Genomic DNA, 16,170 nt, shown 5'->3' on the forward strand with positions numbered 1-16,170 from the left:
CTCATGCCGAACCAGGCTTGAATGTCATGGCCACGCCGTTCATGCAGTAGCGCAGCCCGGTCGGTTCGGGGCCGTCATCGAACACATGGCCCAGATGGCCGCCGCAACGACGGCAGTGCACTTCGGTGCGGACCATGCCAAGCGCCATGTCGCGTGTTTCTGCGACGGCATGTTCGAGCGGGGCATAAAAGCTTGGCCAACCGGTGTGACTCTCGAATTTGGTGCTGGAGGAAAACAACTCAAGCTGGCACCCGGCACAGGCAAAACGTCCGCTCCGGTGTTCATTGTTGAGCGGGCTGCTGCCGGGCCGTTCGGTTGCGCTATGGCGCAGCACCTCGAATTGATCTGCCGAGAGTAGCGCGCGCCACTCGGCCTCGGTGTGGGCCACCTCGAAGACTTCGCTGGCCCTGGCCGTTCCGCCTGACGTCGCGGCGAGGGCGCGCCAGTTGAGGAGTCCTGTCGCCGCAAGGGCGACGCCAGCCGTGCTGCAAAAAAGAAACCATCGTCTGGATTGCATAGGGATCACCTGGAAGGCGTGGGCGTTGTGTCATTGTTTTTCGCGCGCAGTCACCAAGTCCTCACGCAAAGTTAAATTAATTGTGATAAATGGATTCGATGGAATCTTGCACAATGGCGTTCCCGCCGCGTCCCCCGCGCGCCGGAACCACTCATTCCAGAAGGCTGATAATGGATGCGCCAAAACGTGTATTGATTGTCGAAGATGACCTGCAGCTCGCCGGCTTGTTGCGCCTGCATTTGCAGGACGAAGGCTACGCAGTGACGCATTGCGCCGATGGCAATGCGGGGTTGGCGCAGCTTGAACAAGGTGGCTGGGATGCCCTGATCCTGGACTTGATGCTGCCGGGTGTGGACGGTCTGGAGATCTGCCGGCAAGCCCGTGCCATGGCTCGCTATACGCCAATCATCATCACCAGTGCCCGGTCCAGCGAAATGCATCGCGTGCTCGGGCTCGAGCTCGGTGCCGACGATTATCTGGCCAAACCGTTTTCGATGCTGGAACTGGCGGCACGGGTCAAGGCGCTGCTGCGCAGGGTAGACGCCCTGGAAAAAAACATGAGGACGGTCGCCGGCAAGATCGAGCTTAACGGGGTGACGCTGGACCCAGTGACGCGTCAGGCTGAGGTCGATGGTAAATACCTTGAACTCACACCACGTGAATTCGACCTGTTGTATTTTTTTGTGAAAAATCCCGGGAAGGTTTTTTCACGCATGGACTTGCTCAATCAGGTGTGGGGCTACAAGCACGATGGCTATGAACATACCGTCAACACCCACATCAATCGTCTGCGCGCAAAAGTCGAAGCTGATCCGGCGGAACCCAGTCGCATCCTGACCGTTTGGGGCCTGGGTTATCGTTTCTCGCCGGACCGCGTGAGGCCGGCTGAATGAACCTGACGCTATTACAACGGCTGTCCGTAGCGTTCGCAATCTTGCTGTTAGCCTGCTGTGGGGCATCGGCCTGGTTGCAGATCCGCGCCAACGACCTGCATGAAAAAGAAGTGGTGCAAGGCTTGTCGCGTGGTTTGGCCGACAGTATCGCCCGCGACAACAACATGATCGGCGCCAGTAATCTCAAGGTTGAGGACATCCGCAGGCTGTTCAGCAAATTAATGAACGTCAATCCCAGCGTCGAAGTCTACTTGCTGGACAGCACCGGCCGTATCACCGGGGATGATGCGCCAGCCGGTCATCTGAAGCGTGACCGCGTCGATCTCAACCCTCTGCATCGCTTGCTGGACGGACAGCCGCTGCCAATCCTCGGCGACGATCCGCGCAGTGTCGACGGTCAAAAGGTGTTCAGCGTCGCCGCGCTGCACGATGGCGGCCAGGATCTGGGCTACCTCTACGTGGTGCTGATGGGTGAGGCGCATGACCGCATTTCAGCTCAGGTGGCCGCCAGCTCGGTGCTGCGCACGACGTTGTGGTCCATGGCGCTGGTCGCGCTGCTGGGTCTTGTGGCGGGGCTGATGGCGTTTCGGTTGATTACCCGGCCGCTGCGGCGCCTGACCGACACCATGCGCCATTTCGATACTCAGGCGGAGCCGGTCGCGTTGCCGGTAACCGCAGAAGATGGGGCCAGTCGACGCGATGAAATAGCCGTGCTTGAGGCCAGTTTTAGCCAGATGGCGGCTCGGATTGCCGAGCAATGGCGCACCCTGACGCAGCTGGATCAAGACCGACGCGAACTGGTGGCGAATATTTCCCATGACTTGCGCACGCCGTTGGCGTCGTTGCATGGCTATCTGGAAACCCTCTCGTTCAAGGGCGCAACACTGAACGAGGCCGAGCGACAGCGCTATCTCGCTGCAGCCTTGAGTCAGAGCGACAACGTACGTCAACTGGCGCAGGCTTTGTTCGAGCTGGCCCGGCTGGAGCATGGCGCCGTGCAACTGGTGGTCGAAGATTTTTCGCTCTCCGACTTGATTCAGGACGTCTTTCAGAAATTCGAATTGATGGCTGAAGCCAGGCAGTCGCGGTTGGTGGCGGTATTACCGCGCTCGTCGTCCATGGTGTCGGCCGACCTGGGCATGATCGAGCGGGTACTGACTAACCTGATCGACAACGCGATCCGGCATACCCCCTCGGGCGGGACCATCGAGGTGGCGCTCAAGCATGAGGCGGGCAAAGTCATCGTCACGGTCAGTGATACCGGGCCGGGTATTCCCGCACGACTGCTGGAAAACCTGTTCCGACGGCCTTTCAGTCAGGCGGGCGACCGGCGCTCCGGTGGCCTTGGGCTGCTGATCGTTCGGCGCATTTTGCAACTGCACGACGCTCAGATTCGTCTGCTGTCCGCGCCCGGAAAAGGCGCGACTTTTTGTTTCGAACTGACGGCGGCGGGGGCTTAGCCGAGCGCCGGTGCCGCGTCGTCGGTTGTCACTTCGGGCGCATCCGGCATCAAGGTTGCGATCAGCGCGCGCACCGTGCCTGGCAAGGCGTCCAGTTCGCGGACCAGGATACTGCGCTCGCGAATCGCCCAGGGTTCGTCGAGTTCGACAATCGCCAGTTGCATGGTGCGGCTGTGCCGGGCAGCGGCAGACTCGGGAATGATGCCAATGCCCACGCCGGCTTCGACCATGCGGCAGATGGCCTCGAAGCTGGACACCTGAATCCGCAGCGACAGGTTTTGCCCCAGCCGCTCGACATGGTCACGCAGGAAACTCAGGAGCGTGCTGCCTTCGTGCAGGCCAATATGCTGGAAGGCCAGGGTCTGTTTGAGGGTCACCGGTTTCGGCCCGGCCAGCGTATGCCCCACGGGGACGGCCAGCACCAGACGGTCGGTACTGAAGTGCATCACCTGTAAGCCAGCGGCTTCCACCGGACCGGCAATAATGCCCATGTCGGTGGTGCCATCGAGCACGCCGCGCACGATGTCCCGCGAAAGGCGTTCCTGCAGGTCGACGGTTACCCCTGGTCGTTTCGCCAGAAAACCTGCCAGCACTTCCGGCAGAAACTCGGTCACTGCTGTGGTGTTGGCGAAGATGCGGATGTGCCCGGCTGAATCGGTGCCGTAGCGGGTGAATTCGGATTTCAGGTAATCCACTTGGCGCATCACCAGTCGCGCATGCTTGAGCAGGCGATGACCGGCGGGTGTCAGCTCTACACCACGGCTGTCACGGTACAGCAGGCGAGTATCGAATTGGCTTTCCAGTGCCTTGATCCGGGCGCTGGCCGCCGCCGGTGACAGAAACGCTCGCCGCGCACCCTGGGTCAGACTTGGCGATTCGCCAATGTGGATGAACAGGCGCAGGTCAGCCAGATCGAAGTGCATCATCGTCTCCCATTTTTATTAGCGTTCAGCATTTATGAACGCTGGCTTACGAAAATGCAAATTCTCAGAATGCCCAGCGCCTTGCATTATCCCGGCATAACAACAACTGGCAAGGGGGAACCCGCATGAGTGCTTCAGATTTTAGTGCCTGGCTTGGACGCACCGAAGAGGCCCAGGATCAACTGAGTCGCAACCTGATCAAACGCATCGCTGCGACCTTCGGCGAAGAGGCTCCTGCTCACGGCGCGGCCCTGCCGCCGCTCTGGCAATGGTGCTTCTTTCAGGAACCGCTGGCTGAATCCTTACTCGGTACGGACGGTCATCCGGCACGCGGCGGCTTTCTGCCCCCGGCCGACAACCGCAATCGCATGTGGGCCGGCGGTCGTATCGAGTTTTTCGAACCGCTGCGGGTCGGCGCCGACGCCCATCGACTGTCGACCATCACCCATATCGAAGAAAAACACGGCCGTACTGGCGCGTTGTTGTTCGTCACGGTGCGTCACGATTACTCCCAGGACGGTCGACTGGCGATTCGCGAAGAACAGGACATCGTTTACCGCGAGCCCAACCCTCCGAAGCAAAGCGGCGGCGACGAGGTCCCTAAGGGCGACTGGAGTGAAACCGTTGCGCCAACCTCGACCTTGCTGTTCCGCTATTCCGCCGTGACCTTCAACGGCCACCGCATCCATTACGACTACCCCTATGTCACCGATACCGAAGGCTATTCCGGCCTGGTGGTGCACGGTCCGATGATCGCCACCTTAAGCCTGCGTGCGTTCTGCCGGGCCAACCCTGAGGCGCGTCTGCGCCATTTCAGCTATCGCGGCGTGCGTCCGTTGATTGCCCCACAACCGTTCAGCGTGGGCGGCCGCCTGCTTGAACCCGGCAAGGCGCAGTTATGGGCCGGCAATGATGCCGGTATCGCCCAAAGCGCTGAAGTCGATTTCGACTAAATCCAGTGGACAGTCCCATTAGATAAGCGCGTGTCCGTGCAGACCCATGAGAGCCAATCGATGAACCCCAACGACAATGAAGAACTGAATGCCATCCGCGAAGGCGTGCGCGCCTTGTGTGCTGAATTCGATGCCGCTTACTGGCGCAAAGTCGATGAAGAAAAGGGCTTTCCTGAAGCTTTCGTCAAGGCGCTGACCGATGCCGGCTGGCTGGCGGCGCTGATTCCGACTGAATACGGCGGCTCGGGTCTGGGCCTGGCCGAAGCGTCGGTAATCCTTGAAGAAGTGAACCGCTGCGGCGGCAACTCCGGCACCGTTCACGGCCAGATGTACAACATGTTTACCCTGTTGCGCCACGGCAGTGATGCCCAGAAAAGCTATTACCTGCCGAAACTGGCCAGCGGTGAATTGCGCCTGCAATCCATGGCCGTCACCGAGCCCACCACCGGCACCGACACCACCAAGATCAAGACCACTGCGGTGAAGCAGGGCAACAAGTACGTGATCAACGGTCAGAAAGTCTGGATCTCCCGAGTCCAGCATTCGGACCTGATGATCTTGCTGGCGCGCACCACACCGTTGGCTGACGTAAAGAAGAAATCCGAAGGCATGTCGATCTTTCTTGTCGACCTGCGCGAGGCCATTGGCAACGGTCTGACCGTTCAGCCCATCGCCAACATGGTCAATCACGAGACCAACGAGTTGTTCTTCGACAACCTGGAATTGCCTCTGGACAGCCTGATCGGCGAGGAAGGCAAAGGCTTTCGCTACATCCTTGATGGCTTGAATGCCGAGCGCACGCTGATTGCCGCCGAATGTATCGGTGATGGCCGCTGGTTCATCGAGAAAGCCAGCGCTTATGCCCGAGATCGGGTGGTGTTCGGGCGGCCCATCGGGCAGAACCAGGGCGTGCAATTCCCGATTGCCGAAGCGCACATCGAGATCGAAGCCGCCGACCTGATGCGCTGGCGCGCCTGCGAGGAATACGACAGCGGCAAAAATGCCGGGGCCAGCGCCAACATGGCCAAATACCTGGCGGCCAAGGCGTCCTGGGAAGCGGCCAATGCGTGCCTGCAAACCCACGGCGGTTTTGGTTTCGCCTGTGAATATGACGTCGAGCGCAAGTTCCGCGAAACCCGTCTGTATCAGGTCGCGCCAATCTCGACCAACCTGATTTTGTCCTACGTCGCCGAGCATTTGCTCGACCTGCCACGCAGTTTCTGAGGCGCCGATCATGAGCCATACCCAAGCATTGGCCGGCTTCCTGGCCGACCTGAACGACGAGCAGGTGCCAGACGCCGTGCTCGACCGCACCGAAGACTTGTTTCTCGACTGGCTGGGCTCGGCGCTGGCCAGCCAGGGTTCGCACCCGATCCCGCTGTTCGAGCGTTATGCGCAGCGCATGGGGCCAGCCGATGGCCCGGCGAAAATTCTGGTGAACGGCCGTGGCACCTCGGCGTATTTCGCCGCGCTGGTCAACGCTGCTTCTTCGCACCTTGTCGAGCAGGACGACCTGCACAACAGCTCGGTGCTGCACCCGGCTACGGTGGTGTTCCCCGCCGTGCTGGCGGCGGCTCAGGACCTGGGCAAGTCCGGTCGCGAGTTGTTGCTGGCCTCAGTGGCCGGCTATGAGGCCGGAATTCGCATCGGCGAGTTCATGGGCCGTTCTCACTACAAGATTTTCCATACCACGGCCACGGTCGGCACCCTCGCGGCCGCCGTTGCGGTCGGCAAGTTGCTGGGCTTCGACAAAGAGCAGTTCATCAACCTGCTTGGCAACGCGGGCACTCAGGCCGCCGGGTTGTGGGAGTTTTTGCGCGACGCCGCCGACTCGAAACAACTGCACACCGCCAAAGCTGCTGCCGATGGTTTACTCGCGGCGTACATGACTCTGGATGGCCTGACCGGCGCGCGCAATATCCTCGAGGGTGATCAAGGCATGGCCGCAGGGATGTCCAGCGATGCTGATCCGAGCAAGCTGTCCGACCGGTTGGGCAGCCGTTGGGCGCTGGCCGAGACCTCGTTCAAGTTCCACGCCTCGTGCCGGCACACCCATCCGGCCGCTGATGCGTTGCTGCTTCTGATGCAGCGCGAGGGCCTGACCCACGATCAGATCGAGCATGTCACCACCCGTGTGCATCAGGCCGCTATCGATGTGCTGGGACGGGTTGTGGTTCCGCAAACGGTGCATCAGGCCAAGTTCTCGATGGGCGCAGTACTCGGGTTAATTGCAGTGCATGGCAAAGCGCAATTGACCGAGTTTCAGGCGTTTGCCCTGACTGACCCTGCCGTGGCAGCGTTCCGTGAGAAGGTCAGCATGGCGCTGGACCGTGAGGTCGACGGAGCCTATCCGGCGCGCTGGTTGGGGCGTGTGATCGTCACCACGATGGACGGCCGCACCTTGACCGCAGCCATCGACGAGCCCAAGGGCGATCCAGGCAACACCCTGTCGCGGCCTGAGCTGGAAGACAAATTTCAGCGTCTGCTGGCGTTTTCTGGCGCACGCACGCCGGAGCAGGGCCGAGCGCTGATTGAAAAGGTCTGGCGGCTGCGCGATGCGGCGGAGGTAACCCTATGACGACTCAACCAGCCAATCCTCGTCCGCTGGACGGGATTACCGTGGTCAGCCTCGAACACGCGATTGCCGCGCCTTTCTGCACCCGGCAACTGGCTGATCTGGGGGCGCGAGTGGTGAAAGTCGAACGCCCCGGCAGCGGCGATTTTGCCCGGGGCTACGACGAGCGCGTGCGTGGCCTGGCATCGCACTTTGTCTGGACCAACCGCTCCAAGGAAAGCCTGACCCTGGACCTCAAACAGGACGAGGCGGAGGATATTCTTCAGGCCCTGCTCGGCAAGGCTGATGTCTTGGTCCAGAACTTGGCACCGGGTGCTGCGGCGCGCATGGGGTTGTCGTTCGAAGCGCTGCACGAGCGCTTCCCTCGGCTGATCGTCTGCGACATATCCGGCTATGGCGAAGGCGGGCCTTATGAAAAGAAAAAGGCCTATGACCTGCTGATCCAGAGTGAGGGTGGCTTTCTGTCGGTGACCGGCGGGCCGGGTGAAGACCAGATGGCCAAAGCCGGTTGCTCTATCGCCGACATCTCGGCGGGCATGTATGCCTACAGCGGGATTCTGTCGGCGCTGTTGCTGCGCGACAAAACCGGCGTGGGCAGTCGCATTGACGTGAGCATGCTGGAAAGCCTGGTGGAGTGGATGGGCTATCCGATGTATTACGCCTTCGAAGGCGCCCAGCCGCCACCGCGTGCCGGCGCTTCGCACTCGACAATTTATCCGTATGGCCCGTTCCCGACCAAGGGCGGCGACACGGTGATGCTGGGTTTGCAGAACGAGCGCGAGTGGGCGCTGTTTTGCGAGAAGGTGTTGCTCGACACCGCGCTGACCACCGATGAGCGTTTTTCGGCGAACTTCAAACGGTCGGAAAATCGTGAGGCGCTGCGCCAGATCATTGTCGATGGGTTCGCCCAACTGACGGTGGAAGAGGTCGTGACCCGGCTGGAAGTGGCGCAGATCGCCAACGCCCAGGTCAACGATATGCAGGGGGTGTGGGAGCACCCGCAACTCAAGGCCCGCGACAGCTGGCGCGAAGTGGACAGCCCTGCTGGCAAGCTGCCGGCATTGCTGCCGCCAGGGCGCAACGCTGCCTTTACCCCGCGCATGGACCCGGTGCCGGGGCTGGGTCAGCACACCGGTAGTATTTTGGGCGAGCTGGGTTTTTCGGCTGAAGATCAGGCGCGGCTGCAGGCGGCTGGGGTGGTCTGAGACCGCCGCGCCGCGTTGATCCCATCGCGAATGAATGTGTTCCCACAGATTAATTGGGCCTCCCCAAGAAAGAGGAATAACCATGTCCGGTTCCATTGTTCGCTCCGCGCTGTTCGTGCCCGGTAGTCGACCCGAGCGATTCGCCAAGGCGCTGGCTGCGGGTGCCGATGCGGTGATTGTTGATTTTGAAGATGCGGTGGAAGAGTCGCTCAAGCGCCAGGCACGCGACAATTTAGCGGCCTTTCTGCACAGCACTCCGCAGGCCTCGGTCTGGGTTCGGGTCAATGCCCCGGATCACGCCGAACACTTCGCTGACCTGGCCTTCTGCCAACGCCATGCAGGGGTTGTCGGGGTGTTGCTGCCCAAGGTTGAAAGTTCTGCCCAGGTTGCCGCAGTGGCGGCCACCGGCAAGCTGATCTGGCCGATCATCGAGAGCGCTCGAGGCCTGTTGGCGCTGGCCGAGATTGCCTGCGCCAAAGGCGTTCAGCGCTTGTCGTTTGGCAGCCTGGACCTGGCGCTGGACCTGAACTTGAGCAACGGCACTCAGGCTGCACAATGTGTACTCGATCAGGCGCGCGTCTTGTTGTTGCTGCATTCGCGTGGTGCGGGGTTGTTGCCTCCCCTCGATGGTGTGCACCCGGCCATCGACGACCCAGAGGGGCTGCACCAGTCCGTTCGCCATGCTTATGAGATGGGTTTTGCGGGCGCCCTGTGCATTCACCCGAAACAGATTCCGGTGATTCACCAAGCCTTGGCCCCGTGTGCTGAAGACCTGGCTTGGGCGCAGCGCGTGCTGGACGCGGGTGCTCATGGCGCAGGCGTATTTCAAGTCGACGGACAAATGGTCGACGCGCCGGTCTTGCTGCGAGCTCAACGATTATTGGCCCTGACACTTGTCTAGAGGTTAAGAGCGGCCTACGACTTTAGTCGCAGTCTAGTTGTACGATGACTGCTTTGGGTCAATAGTCTTCGAGGGTTTATCCCCACGACACAGGGGCTTCAGAGTCGACCATGGGTACAAAGTGCCAGCGTTCAGCTAAACCAAACGCTGGATTATAAAAATGCAAATTCTCTAAACGCGCGGCCTTGTGCATCTTTGTACCAGCGCTTTAAAAGCTCCCTCAAAAATAATCACAACAATAAAAAGGTGAAATCGATGTTGAAGGTGACCCGCGCGCTCCTATGCGCCGCCGCAGTGTCCATCGCCAGCCTGACGCAGGCAGCCGACCCCATAATCATCAAGTTCGCTCACGTCGTGGCTGAAAACACGCCCAAAGGGCAGGGCGCCTTGCTGTTCAAGAAACTCGCCGAGGAGCGTCTGGCGGGCAAGGTGAAAGTCGAGGTCTATGCGAACTCGTCACTGTTCGGCGACGGCAAGGAAATGGAAGCATTGCTCTTGGGTGATGTGCAGTTATTAGCTCCGTCCCTGGCCAAGTTCGAGCAGTACACCAAACAGGTGCAAATCTTCGACCTGCCGTTCCTGTTCAATGACCTGGCAGCGGTCGACCGCTTTCAGCAAGGTCCGCAGGGCAAAGCCTTGTTGACCTCCATGGATGACAAAGGCATTCACGGGCTGGCCTATTGGCACAACGGCCTGAAACAACTCTCCTCCAACCAGCCTTTGCGCGTGCCTAAAGATGCACGCGGCCTGAAGTTCCGGGTCCAGGCGTCCAGCGTGCTCGAAGAGCAATTCAAGGCCGTACACGCCAACCCGCGCAAATTGAGTTTCGCCGAGGTCTATCAAGCGTTGCAGACCGGTACGGTCAATGGCACCGAGAACACGTGGTCGAATTATGAAAGCCAAAAGGTCAATGAAGTGCAGAAGTACTTCACTGAATCCAACCACGGCTTGATCGACTACATGGTCATCACCAACTCCAGGTTCTGGAACGGCCTGCCAGTAGATATCCGCACCGAGCTGCAAAAAATCCTCGACGAGGTCTCGATTGAAGTGAACAGGCAAGCTGAAGCGCTGAACCAGAGCGCCAAGCAAAAAATCATCGACGCCAAAACCAGCGAAGTCATCGAACTGACCTCCGAGCAACGTGCTGAATGGCGAAAAGCCATGCTTCCAGTGTGGGAAAAATTCTCGGCTGAAATTGGTCCTGATCTGATCAAAGCTGCTGACGACTCCAACAAAGCACCTTGATGTTTACCGACAGCTGATCGGTACAGGCAGCAATGTCTGCGCGGCCGTTCTGATCTGAGCGGCCGCTCTCTCTACGTTCGGAGAACTTCTATGCAATCGCTGACGCGACTTTGGGAGCACCTGGAGGAAGCCGTTATTGCCTTCCTGCTGGCCGCCATGACCCTGGTTACATTCGTCTACGTGATGTTCAACAACATCTATACGTTTTTTTACACCCTGAGCGACAAATGGGTGGTGAGCAGCGCTTTTTTCTCGAGTATCGGTGATCACTTGATGGGGATTGCCCAGGAAATGACCTGGAGTGTGGCGCTGACCAAGGCGCTGTTCGGCTGGTTGATTTTCTTCGGCATGTCCTACGGGGTGCGTACCGCCGGACACCTGGGTGTGGACGCATTGGTCAGGCTGACGCCGCGGCGCATGCAACGCCTGCTGGGAATGCTTGCGTGCGTGTGTTGCCTGGCGTACGCAGGTTTGTTCGTGGTGGCCAGCTACAAATGGGTATCGGCCGTATTCATCGCCAATATCGGTGCCGAAGACCTCGATCAGTTCGGTATTAAGGTGTCGTATATCGCCGCGATCGTGCCCCTTGGTTTCGGCCTGGTGTTCATCCGGTACGTAGAAATTTTCTGGCGCATCTTCACTCATCGTCAACTCGGTCTCGGGCTGGCAGATGAGGCGGCTGAAGCGAGCAAACTCGCCAGTTCGACCGAGGAGCACCACTGATGACGGTTCTTTGTCTGTTCCTGTTGTTGTTCGTTTTCATGTTCCTGGGCGTGCCTATCGCGATTTCGCTGGGCCTGTCCGGGGCGGTCTCCATCCTCTTGTTCAGTCAGGACTCACTGAGTTCGCTGGCGATCAAGCTGTTTGAAACGTCGGACAGTTACACCTTTCTGGCGATCCCGTTCTTCCTGCTATCGGGCGCGTTCATGACCACCGGCGGCGTCGCGCAACGCCTGATCGACTTTGCCAACGCTTGCGTCGGGCACATTCGTGGGGGGCTGGCGATTGCCGCTGTGCTGGCCTGCATGTTGTTCGCGGCATTGTCTGGCTCCTCTCCGGCGACGGTGGCTGCCGTTGGCTCCATCGCGGTAGCAGGCATGGTGCGCTCCGGTTATCCAAAAGAGTTCGGTGCAGGCATCATCTGTAACGCGGGGACACTGGGCATCCTGATCCCGCCGTCCATCGTCATGGTGGTGTACGCCGCCGCGACTGAAACCTCGGTGGGCAAGTTGTTCATCGCCGGCATTGTCCCTGGCATTTTGCTCGGTGTGATCCTGATGGTGGTGATCTACATCGTCGCCAGGGTCAAGAAGTTACCGGCACAGCCACGGGTCAGCTTTCGTCAGTGGTTGCACACCGCACGGCGTGCATTCTGGGGCTTGCTGCTGCTTGTGATCATCCTCGGCGGTATCTATAGCGGCATGTTCACCCCGACGGAAGCGGCGGCGGTGGCGGCAGTCTATTCAGCCTTCGTTGCGTTGTTCGTCTACAAGGACATGCGGTTCCGTGACTGCCCGAAAGTGTTGATGGAGTCCGGGCGGCTGTCGATCATGCTGATGTTCATCATCGCTAACGCCATGCTCTTCGCCCACGTCCTGACCACTGAACAGATCCCGCAGCAAATCACGACATGGGTGATCTCCGAAGGCCTGACGCCCATTGGCTTCCTGATCATGGTCAACATCGTATTGCTGGTAGCAGGCAGCTTCATGGAGCCGTCGGCCATCGTGTTGATCCTGGCACCGATTTTCTTCCCGATTGCCATGAAGCTGGGCATCGACCCGATCCATCTGGGCATCGTCATGGTGGTGAACATGGAGATCGGTCTGGTGCACCCACCGGTGGGACTGAACCTGTTCGTCACCTCGGCGGTAACCGGGCTGACCCTCGGCCAGACTATCCGGGCCGCCATGCCGTGGCTGATGATCCTCCTGGCGTTCCTGATCCTTGTGACCTACGTACCCTTCATATCGATGGCCTTGCCCAATTGGCTAGGGATGCCTTGACCCGTTACTGAGAGCGCAGTGCCTTGACCCCTGTGAGCTTAGGTTCTCAGGGGTTTTTTTAGTAAGGATGTAGTTGCTCTATCCTTCGCATATAGTGTCCTTAATATGCGTGTGCTCCTGATGCTTCGAGAGGTTATCCAACTATGTTCCTTCATCGCCCCCTGGAAGAAAAAGACATCCCGGTTATCTGTGGATTTCCACAAAGTGTCGACGAGCTGTTTTATATGTTTCCCAAGGCTACTTATCCGCTGACTCCGCACCAGCTAAAAGAGGCCACCGCCCACTGCTCCGACTCCACCGTGATTGAAATGAATGGCACCGTGGTCGGTTTCGCAAATTTCTCTCGCTGGCAGTTTCGGGGTCGTTGTTCGCTGGGCAATGTCATCATTTCCCCCAGTGCCCGCTCGCGGGGTGTGGGGCGTTACCTGATCGGCTACATGATTGACATCGCTTTCGATAAGCACGAGGCCCAAGAGCTGACTGCATCGTGTTTCAACCACAACGTCCCTGGCCTGTTGTTCTACCCCAAGCTCGGCTTTCAGCCGTATGCCGTGGACGAGCGTCAAGACAAGCATGGCGCCAGGGTCGCGCTGATTCATCTGCGGCTCGCGAAAAACGAGTTGTAACGCTCGCGTGAAAATAGCCGACGGAAGGTGGTCTGATGAGTGACGTATTTTTTTATTTTTTATGAGGGAAATGTGGTCAAACGGATGTGCGCGGTCGGTATTGTTGGCAGCCGTAAAAGATGAAACGTTTCTTCCATACATTTTATACATCAGGCCGGTTCAATTGATTGTGTACACCCTCGTTAACATGGCATTGCCCCGCACAGGGGGCGGGTATAGAGTTAAGGACGTTCAAGTAATAGACGCCGTTTATTTGACGACCATGGATGAAGTCCTTGTACCTTAATAAATAGAAGTGGCCAGTGTCATCTTGACCCGGCCTGCTGCGAGGAGGCTGCACATGATTGCGTACAGGCTTTCCACACTGGAATTACGAGGTATCATCGAACGCGCTTTTTTGCCGTTGCGCTGCAAGTGCACTGTGGCGCCTGATTATTCATTGACCGTTCAAATTTCCGACCCTCAATCCGACCGGGTCGATTTGATCGTCACGGGTATCTCTCTGGACAGGCTTAATAACAGTCGGGATATATGCGAACTGGTGGCTGAGCTGCGTTATGACCTTGCTAACCATGGTCAACTGCATGCACAGGCCCGCTACGCCGGGTGAGGCTCGCCCCTGCGCCAGGGGACTGGGTTTGAGTACGGCCGGCTGCGTCACGCACGCTAAACGTGTGGGTGTTACTCCCCTGTTTCAGGGGCGCAGTCCGTGTGTAAGCGTCCGCCATCATGTCTTGCGTAACTGCCAAGGCACGGCAACTACTCCTTAATATCACTTGCCCGCCGCATCGGCGCGCGAACAGGTGTTCCCGATAGGCATATGGAGCATATAAAACAGCGAGTGATGCTGTGAGTAGACTAATGCCTTCCTGATCTTCGTTGTGCAAGGCACTGACGCTAACCCGTCTCTTTTCCTCGGCCCTTTCAGTTCCAAACGACAGGGTTATGGCGATCCATTCGATCTCCCGGCAGCGATAAGCCGTAAGGGAGAAGACCGTAACTGGACTCCTCTTTTTTAATGCATAAAACCCGCTGATTTTTCCCTGTCATTGCAAATTGCATGGTCAGATGACATGCAAAAATTTTAACTCATTGAAATGACATAATTTATTTAAGCGCGCGACTGGCACGGTAACTGCAATTTTTTCGATAGTTGTAATGCCATTTTTCATGTCGGGAGAACAATAATTATGACCAGATCCTCTGATACTTATATTTCCGTGGACGAGTCGCGCATGCTCTCAGGCGTTTCCTGGGGGGCAATATTTGCCGGGGCGGCGGGTGCCGCGGCATTGTCGTTGATTCTGGTATTGCTCGGTTTCGGTCTGGGGTTCTCGGCGGTGTCTCCATGGGCCGGTAGCGGCATCAGCGCCACGGGCTTGGGTATTTCGACAATCGTCTGGCTGGCCTTCACGCAAATCGTTGCTTCCGGCATGGGCGGTTATATCGCCGGTCGCTTGCGGGTGAAGTGGTCGAACATGCACGGCGATGAGGTGTACTTTCGCGACACCGCCCATGGCTTTCTTGCCTGGGCCGTTGCAACCCTGGTGACCGCTACCTTGGTGGTTGGCTCGGTGAGCAGTATTGTCAGCGGCGGTGTGCAGGCCGGTGCCAGCGTGGCGTCGGGTGCAACCAGTGCAATGACTCAAGCTGCCGGCAGTGCTGCCAGCAACAGCCGCGGTGACGATTATGGCTACTTCGTTGACAGCCTGTTCCGCGATGATCGCCCGACGGTGGTCAGCGATGACGCTGCGCGCGGCAGCGTAACCCGGATCTTCGTCCATACGCTGAGAAGCGACGGCCAGTTGGCTGCTGAGGATCGGACCTACCTGGGTCAATTGGTCGCCCAGCGCGCCAACCTCAGCCAGGCCGATGCCGAGCGCCGGGTTGACGAGGTGGTTGGCAAAGCTCGCAAGGCCTTGGATGACGCCAAACTCGCAGCCAAACAAGCCGCTGACACCGCCAGAAAAGCCGCCGCCTGGACTTCGTTGTGGATGTTTGTCGCGCTGCTCTGCGGTGCGTTTTTTGCCAGCTTCGCAGCGACCTTTGGTGGTCGCCGCCGAGATACGGTGGTGTATCTCGACACCGAAGCCTATGTCCCTTCAACTTCACTCCCACCTGTTCGCTAAGCCAGGAGAATGACCATGCGCTCATTACTGCTGTTTTTCCTCGGTGTGCCAATCCCGATCATCATCCTGATCGCTTTGTTCATGCATTGATGGACTGACGCTGCTGCTCAAAGCCGCTTTCCCGTAAGGAGAAGCGGCTTTTTGTTGTTGTGTGTCCCTACTTCAGGACTAGACATTTCTCCCTCATTTTTCCTGCGCCCGTTCCATGCCACGCATGCCTATGATTCCTCGTGCCAAGTCGATTATTTAAAATAAACTTTTGCATGTAAATGGTGATGTTTGGGCGTCAAAAAAAAATACCTATACCTATCATGTGCTTAAGTAATAAGTGTAACGTTTTTTGTAATGAGTCTGGAATTTGACACTTTCCTGAAATTTTGAAATTATTGATCGAGGCTTTTGGCGCCTAAGCCAGCACCTAGGTCGGGCCTGTTTGCCTCTTCTGTTACAGGGCGAATCGTTGAACCGCGGTGAGGATGTTTCTTTGTAACGTAACACCGCAATGCCTGTTTAAAAGGGCATCCAGTTTTGTCCCTGGCGGTAGCGTTGTCCGCGATAAAGGCACATAAGTTATCAAGTAGCAGCTGTCGAGTAACGCTGCATGTATCCGCGCGGCGCAGAGGAACAAGCGTCACCACAGGCCCATCAATGATGGCTTGCGCCAAGGCGTTCTTGTTTACCCCTCGTTAGTTAATAGTTAGTCCCCTCTTTCATTCTCTTCTATTCACACACGA

Annotated in this window: 15 protein-coding genes; 13 read left to right on the forward strand and 2 right to left on the reverse strand. The window is 58.2% G+C overall.

The window, feature by feature from the left end; all coding sequences use genetic code 11:
• Window position 1: 1 nt before the first annotated feature.
• On the reverse strand, window positions 2–517 hold the full coding sequence (gene msrB, locus K0F75_RS04420) for a peptide-methionine (R)-S-oxide reductase MsrB (RefSeq protein WP_219060633.1): 516 nt from the start codon (window positions 515–517) through the stop codon (window positions 2–4).
• A gap of 170 nt (window positions 518–687) precedes the next feature.
• On the opposite strand from msrB, the gene K0F75_RS04425 reads away from it, so the two are divergent.
• Together K0F75_RS04425 and K0F75_RS04430 are read left to right on the forward strand one after the other, a co-directional pair.
• The gene (locus K0F75_RS04425; protein ID WP_219060634.1) at window positions 688–1,410 is read left to right on the forward strand and encodes a response regulator transcription factor; all 723 of its coding nucleotides are present in this window, start codon (window positions 688–690) and stop codon (window positions 1,408–1,410) included.
• Window positions 1,407–2,870: a HAMP domain-containing sensor histidine kinase gene (locus K0F75_RS04430; RefSeq protein ID WP_219060635.1), complete on the forward strand. Its 1,464-nt coding sequence runs from the start codon at window positions 1,407–1,409 to the stop codon at window positions 2,868–2,870. Before K0F75_RS04425 ends, K0F75_RS04430 begins: the two co-directional genes overlap by 4 nt.
• On the opposite strand, the gene K0F75_RS04435 is transcribed toward K0F75_RS04430, so the two are convergent.
• Window positions 2,867–3,793: a LysR family transcriptional regulator gene (locus K0F75_RS04435; RefSeq protein ID WP_219060636.1), complete on the reverse strand. Its 927-nt coding sequence runs from the start codon at window positions 3,791–3,793 to the stop codon at window positions 2,867–2,869. The two genes, K0F75_RS04430 and K0F75_RS04435, sit on opposite strands and share 4 nt — an antisense overlap.
• A gap of 125 nt (window positions 3,794–3,918) precedes the next feature.
• On the opposite strand from K0F75_RS04435, the gene K0F75_RS04440 reads away from it, so the two are divergent.
• The 11 genes from K0F75_RS04440 (at window position 3,919) to K0F75_RS04490 (ending at window position 15,436) form a co-directional block, all read left to right on the forward strand.
• The gene (locus K0F75_RS04440) at window positions 3,919–4,746 is read left to right on the forward strand and encodes a MaoC family dehydratase N-terminal domain-containing protein (protein ID WP_219060637.1); all 828 of its coding nucleotides are present in this window, start codon (window positions 3,919–3,921) and stop codon (window positions 4,744–4,746) included.
• 60 nt (window positions 4,747–4,806) lie between these two features.
• Window positions 4,807–5,970, forward strand: coding sequence for an acyl-CoA dehydrogenase family protein (locus K0F75_RS04445; RefSeq protein WP_219060638.1), 1,164 nt, complete (start codon window positions 4,807–4,809; stop codon window positions 5,968–5,970).
• A gap of 10 nt (window positions 5,971–5,980) precedes the next feature.
• Window positions 5,981–7,324, forward strand: coding sequence for an MmgE/PrpD family protein (locus K0F75_RS04450; protein ID WP_374028595.1), 1,344 nt, complete (start codon window positions 5,981–5,983; stop codon window positions 7,322–7,324).
• Complete coding sequence (locus K0F75_RS04455; RefSeq protein WP_219060639.1) at window positions 7,321–8,526, forward strand: CaiB/BaiF CoA-transferase family protein; 1,206 nt, start codon at window positions 7,321–7,323, stop codon at window positions 8,524–8,526. The genes K0F75_RS04450 and K0F75_RS04455 overlap by 4 nt, the downstream gene beginning before the upstream one ends.
• Before the next feature lie 82 nt (window positions 8,527–8,608).
• Window positions 8,609–9,427, forward strand: a complete 819-nt coding sequence (locus tag K0F75_RS04460; protein WP_219060640.1) for a CoA ester lyase — start codon at window positions 8,609–8,611, stop codon at window positions 9,425–9,427.
• Window positions 9,428–9,682: 255 nt separating this feature from the next.
• Window positions 9,683–10,675, forward strand: coding sequence for a TRAP transporter substrate-binding protein (locus K0F75_RS04465; protein WP_219060641.1), 993 nt, complete (start codon window positions 9,683–9,685; stop codon window positions 10,673–10,675).
• 90 nt (window positions 10,676–10,765) lie between these two features.
• On the forward strand, window positions 10,766–11,398 hold the full coding sequence (locus K0F75_RS04470) for a TRAP transporter small permease (protein ID WP_219060642.1): 633 nt from the start codon (window positions 10,766–10,768) through the stop codon (window positions 11,396–11,398).
• Complete coding sequence (gene dctM, locus K0F75_RS04475; protein ID WP_219060643.1) at window positions 11,398–12,681, forward strand: C4-dicarboxylate TRAP transporter large permease protein DctM; 1,284 nt, start codon at window positions 11,398–11,400, stop codon at window positions 12,679–12,681. The genes K0F75_RS04470 and dctM overlap by 1 nt, the downstream gene beginning before the upstream one ends.
• A 143-nt stretch (window positions 12,682–12,824) precedes the next feature.
• Entirely contained in the window at window positions 12,825–13,307 is a 483-nt protein-coding gene (locus K0F75_RS04480; protein WP_219060644.1) for a GNAT family N-acetyltransferase, read from the forward strand.
• A 340-nt stretch (window positions 13,308–13,647) separates the two neighbouring features.
• Entirely contained in the window at window positions 13,648–13,917 is a 270-nt protein-coding gene (locus tag K0F75_RS04485; RefSeq protein ID WP_219060645.1) for a DUF1652 domain-containing protein, read from the forward strand.
• A 580-nt stretch (window positions 13,918–14,497) separates the two neighbouring features.
• The gene (locus K0F75_RS04490) at window positions 14,498–15,436 is read left to right on the forward strand and encodes a hypothetical protein (RefSeq protein ID WP_219060646.1); all 939 of its coding nucleotides are present in this window, start codon (window positions 14,498–14,500) and stop codon (window positions 15,434–15,436) included.
• The last annotated feature ends 734 nt before the right edge of the window (window positions 15,437–16,170 follow it).

Source organism: Pseudomonas sp. UMAB-08, assembly GCF_900095225.1.
Classification (GTDB): domain Bacteria; phylum Pseudomonadota; class Gammaproteobacteria; order Pseudomonadales; family Pseudomonadaceae; genus Aquipseudomonas.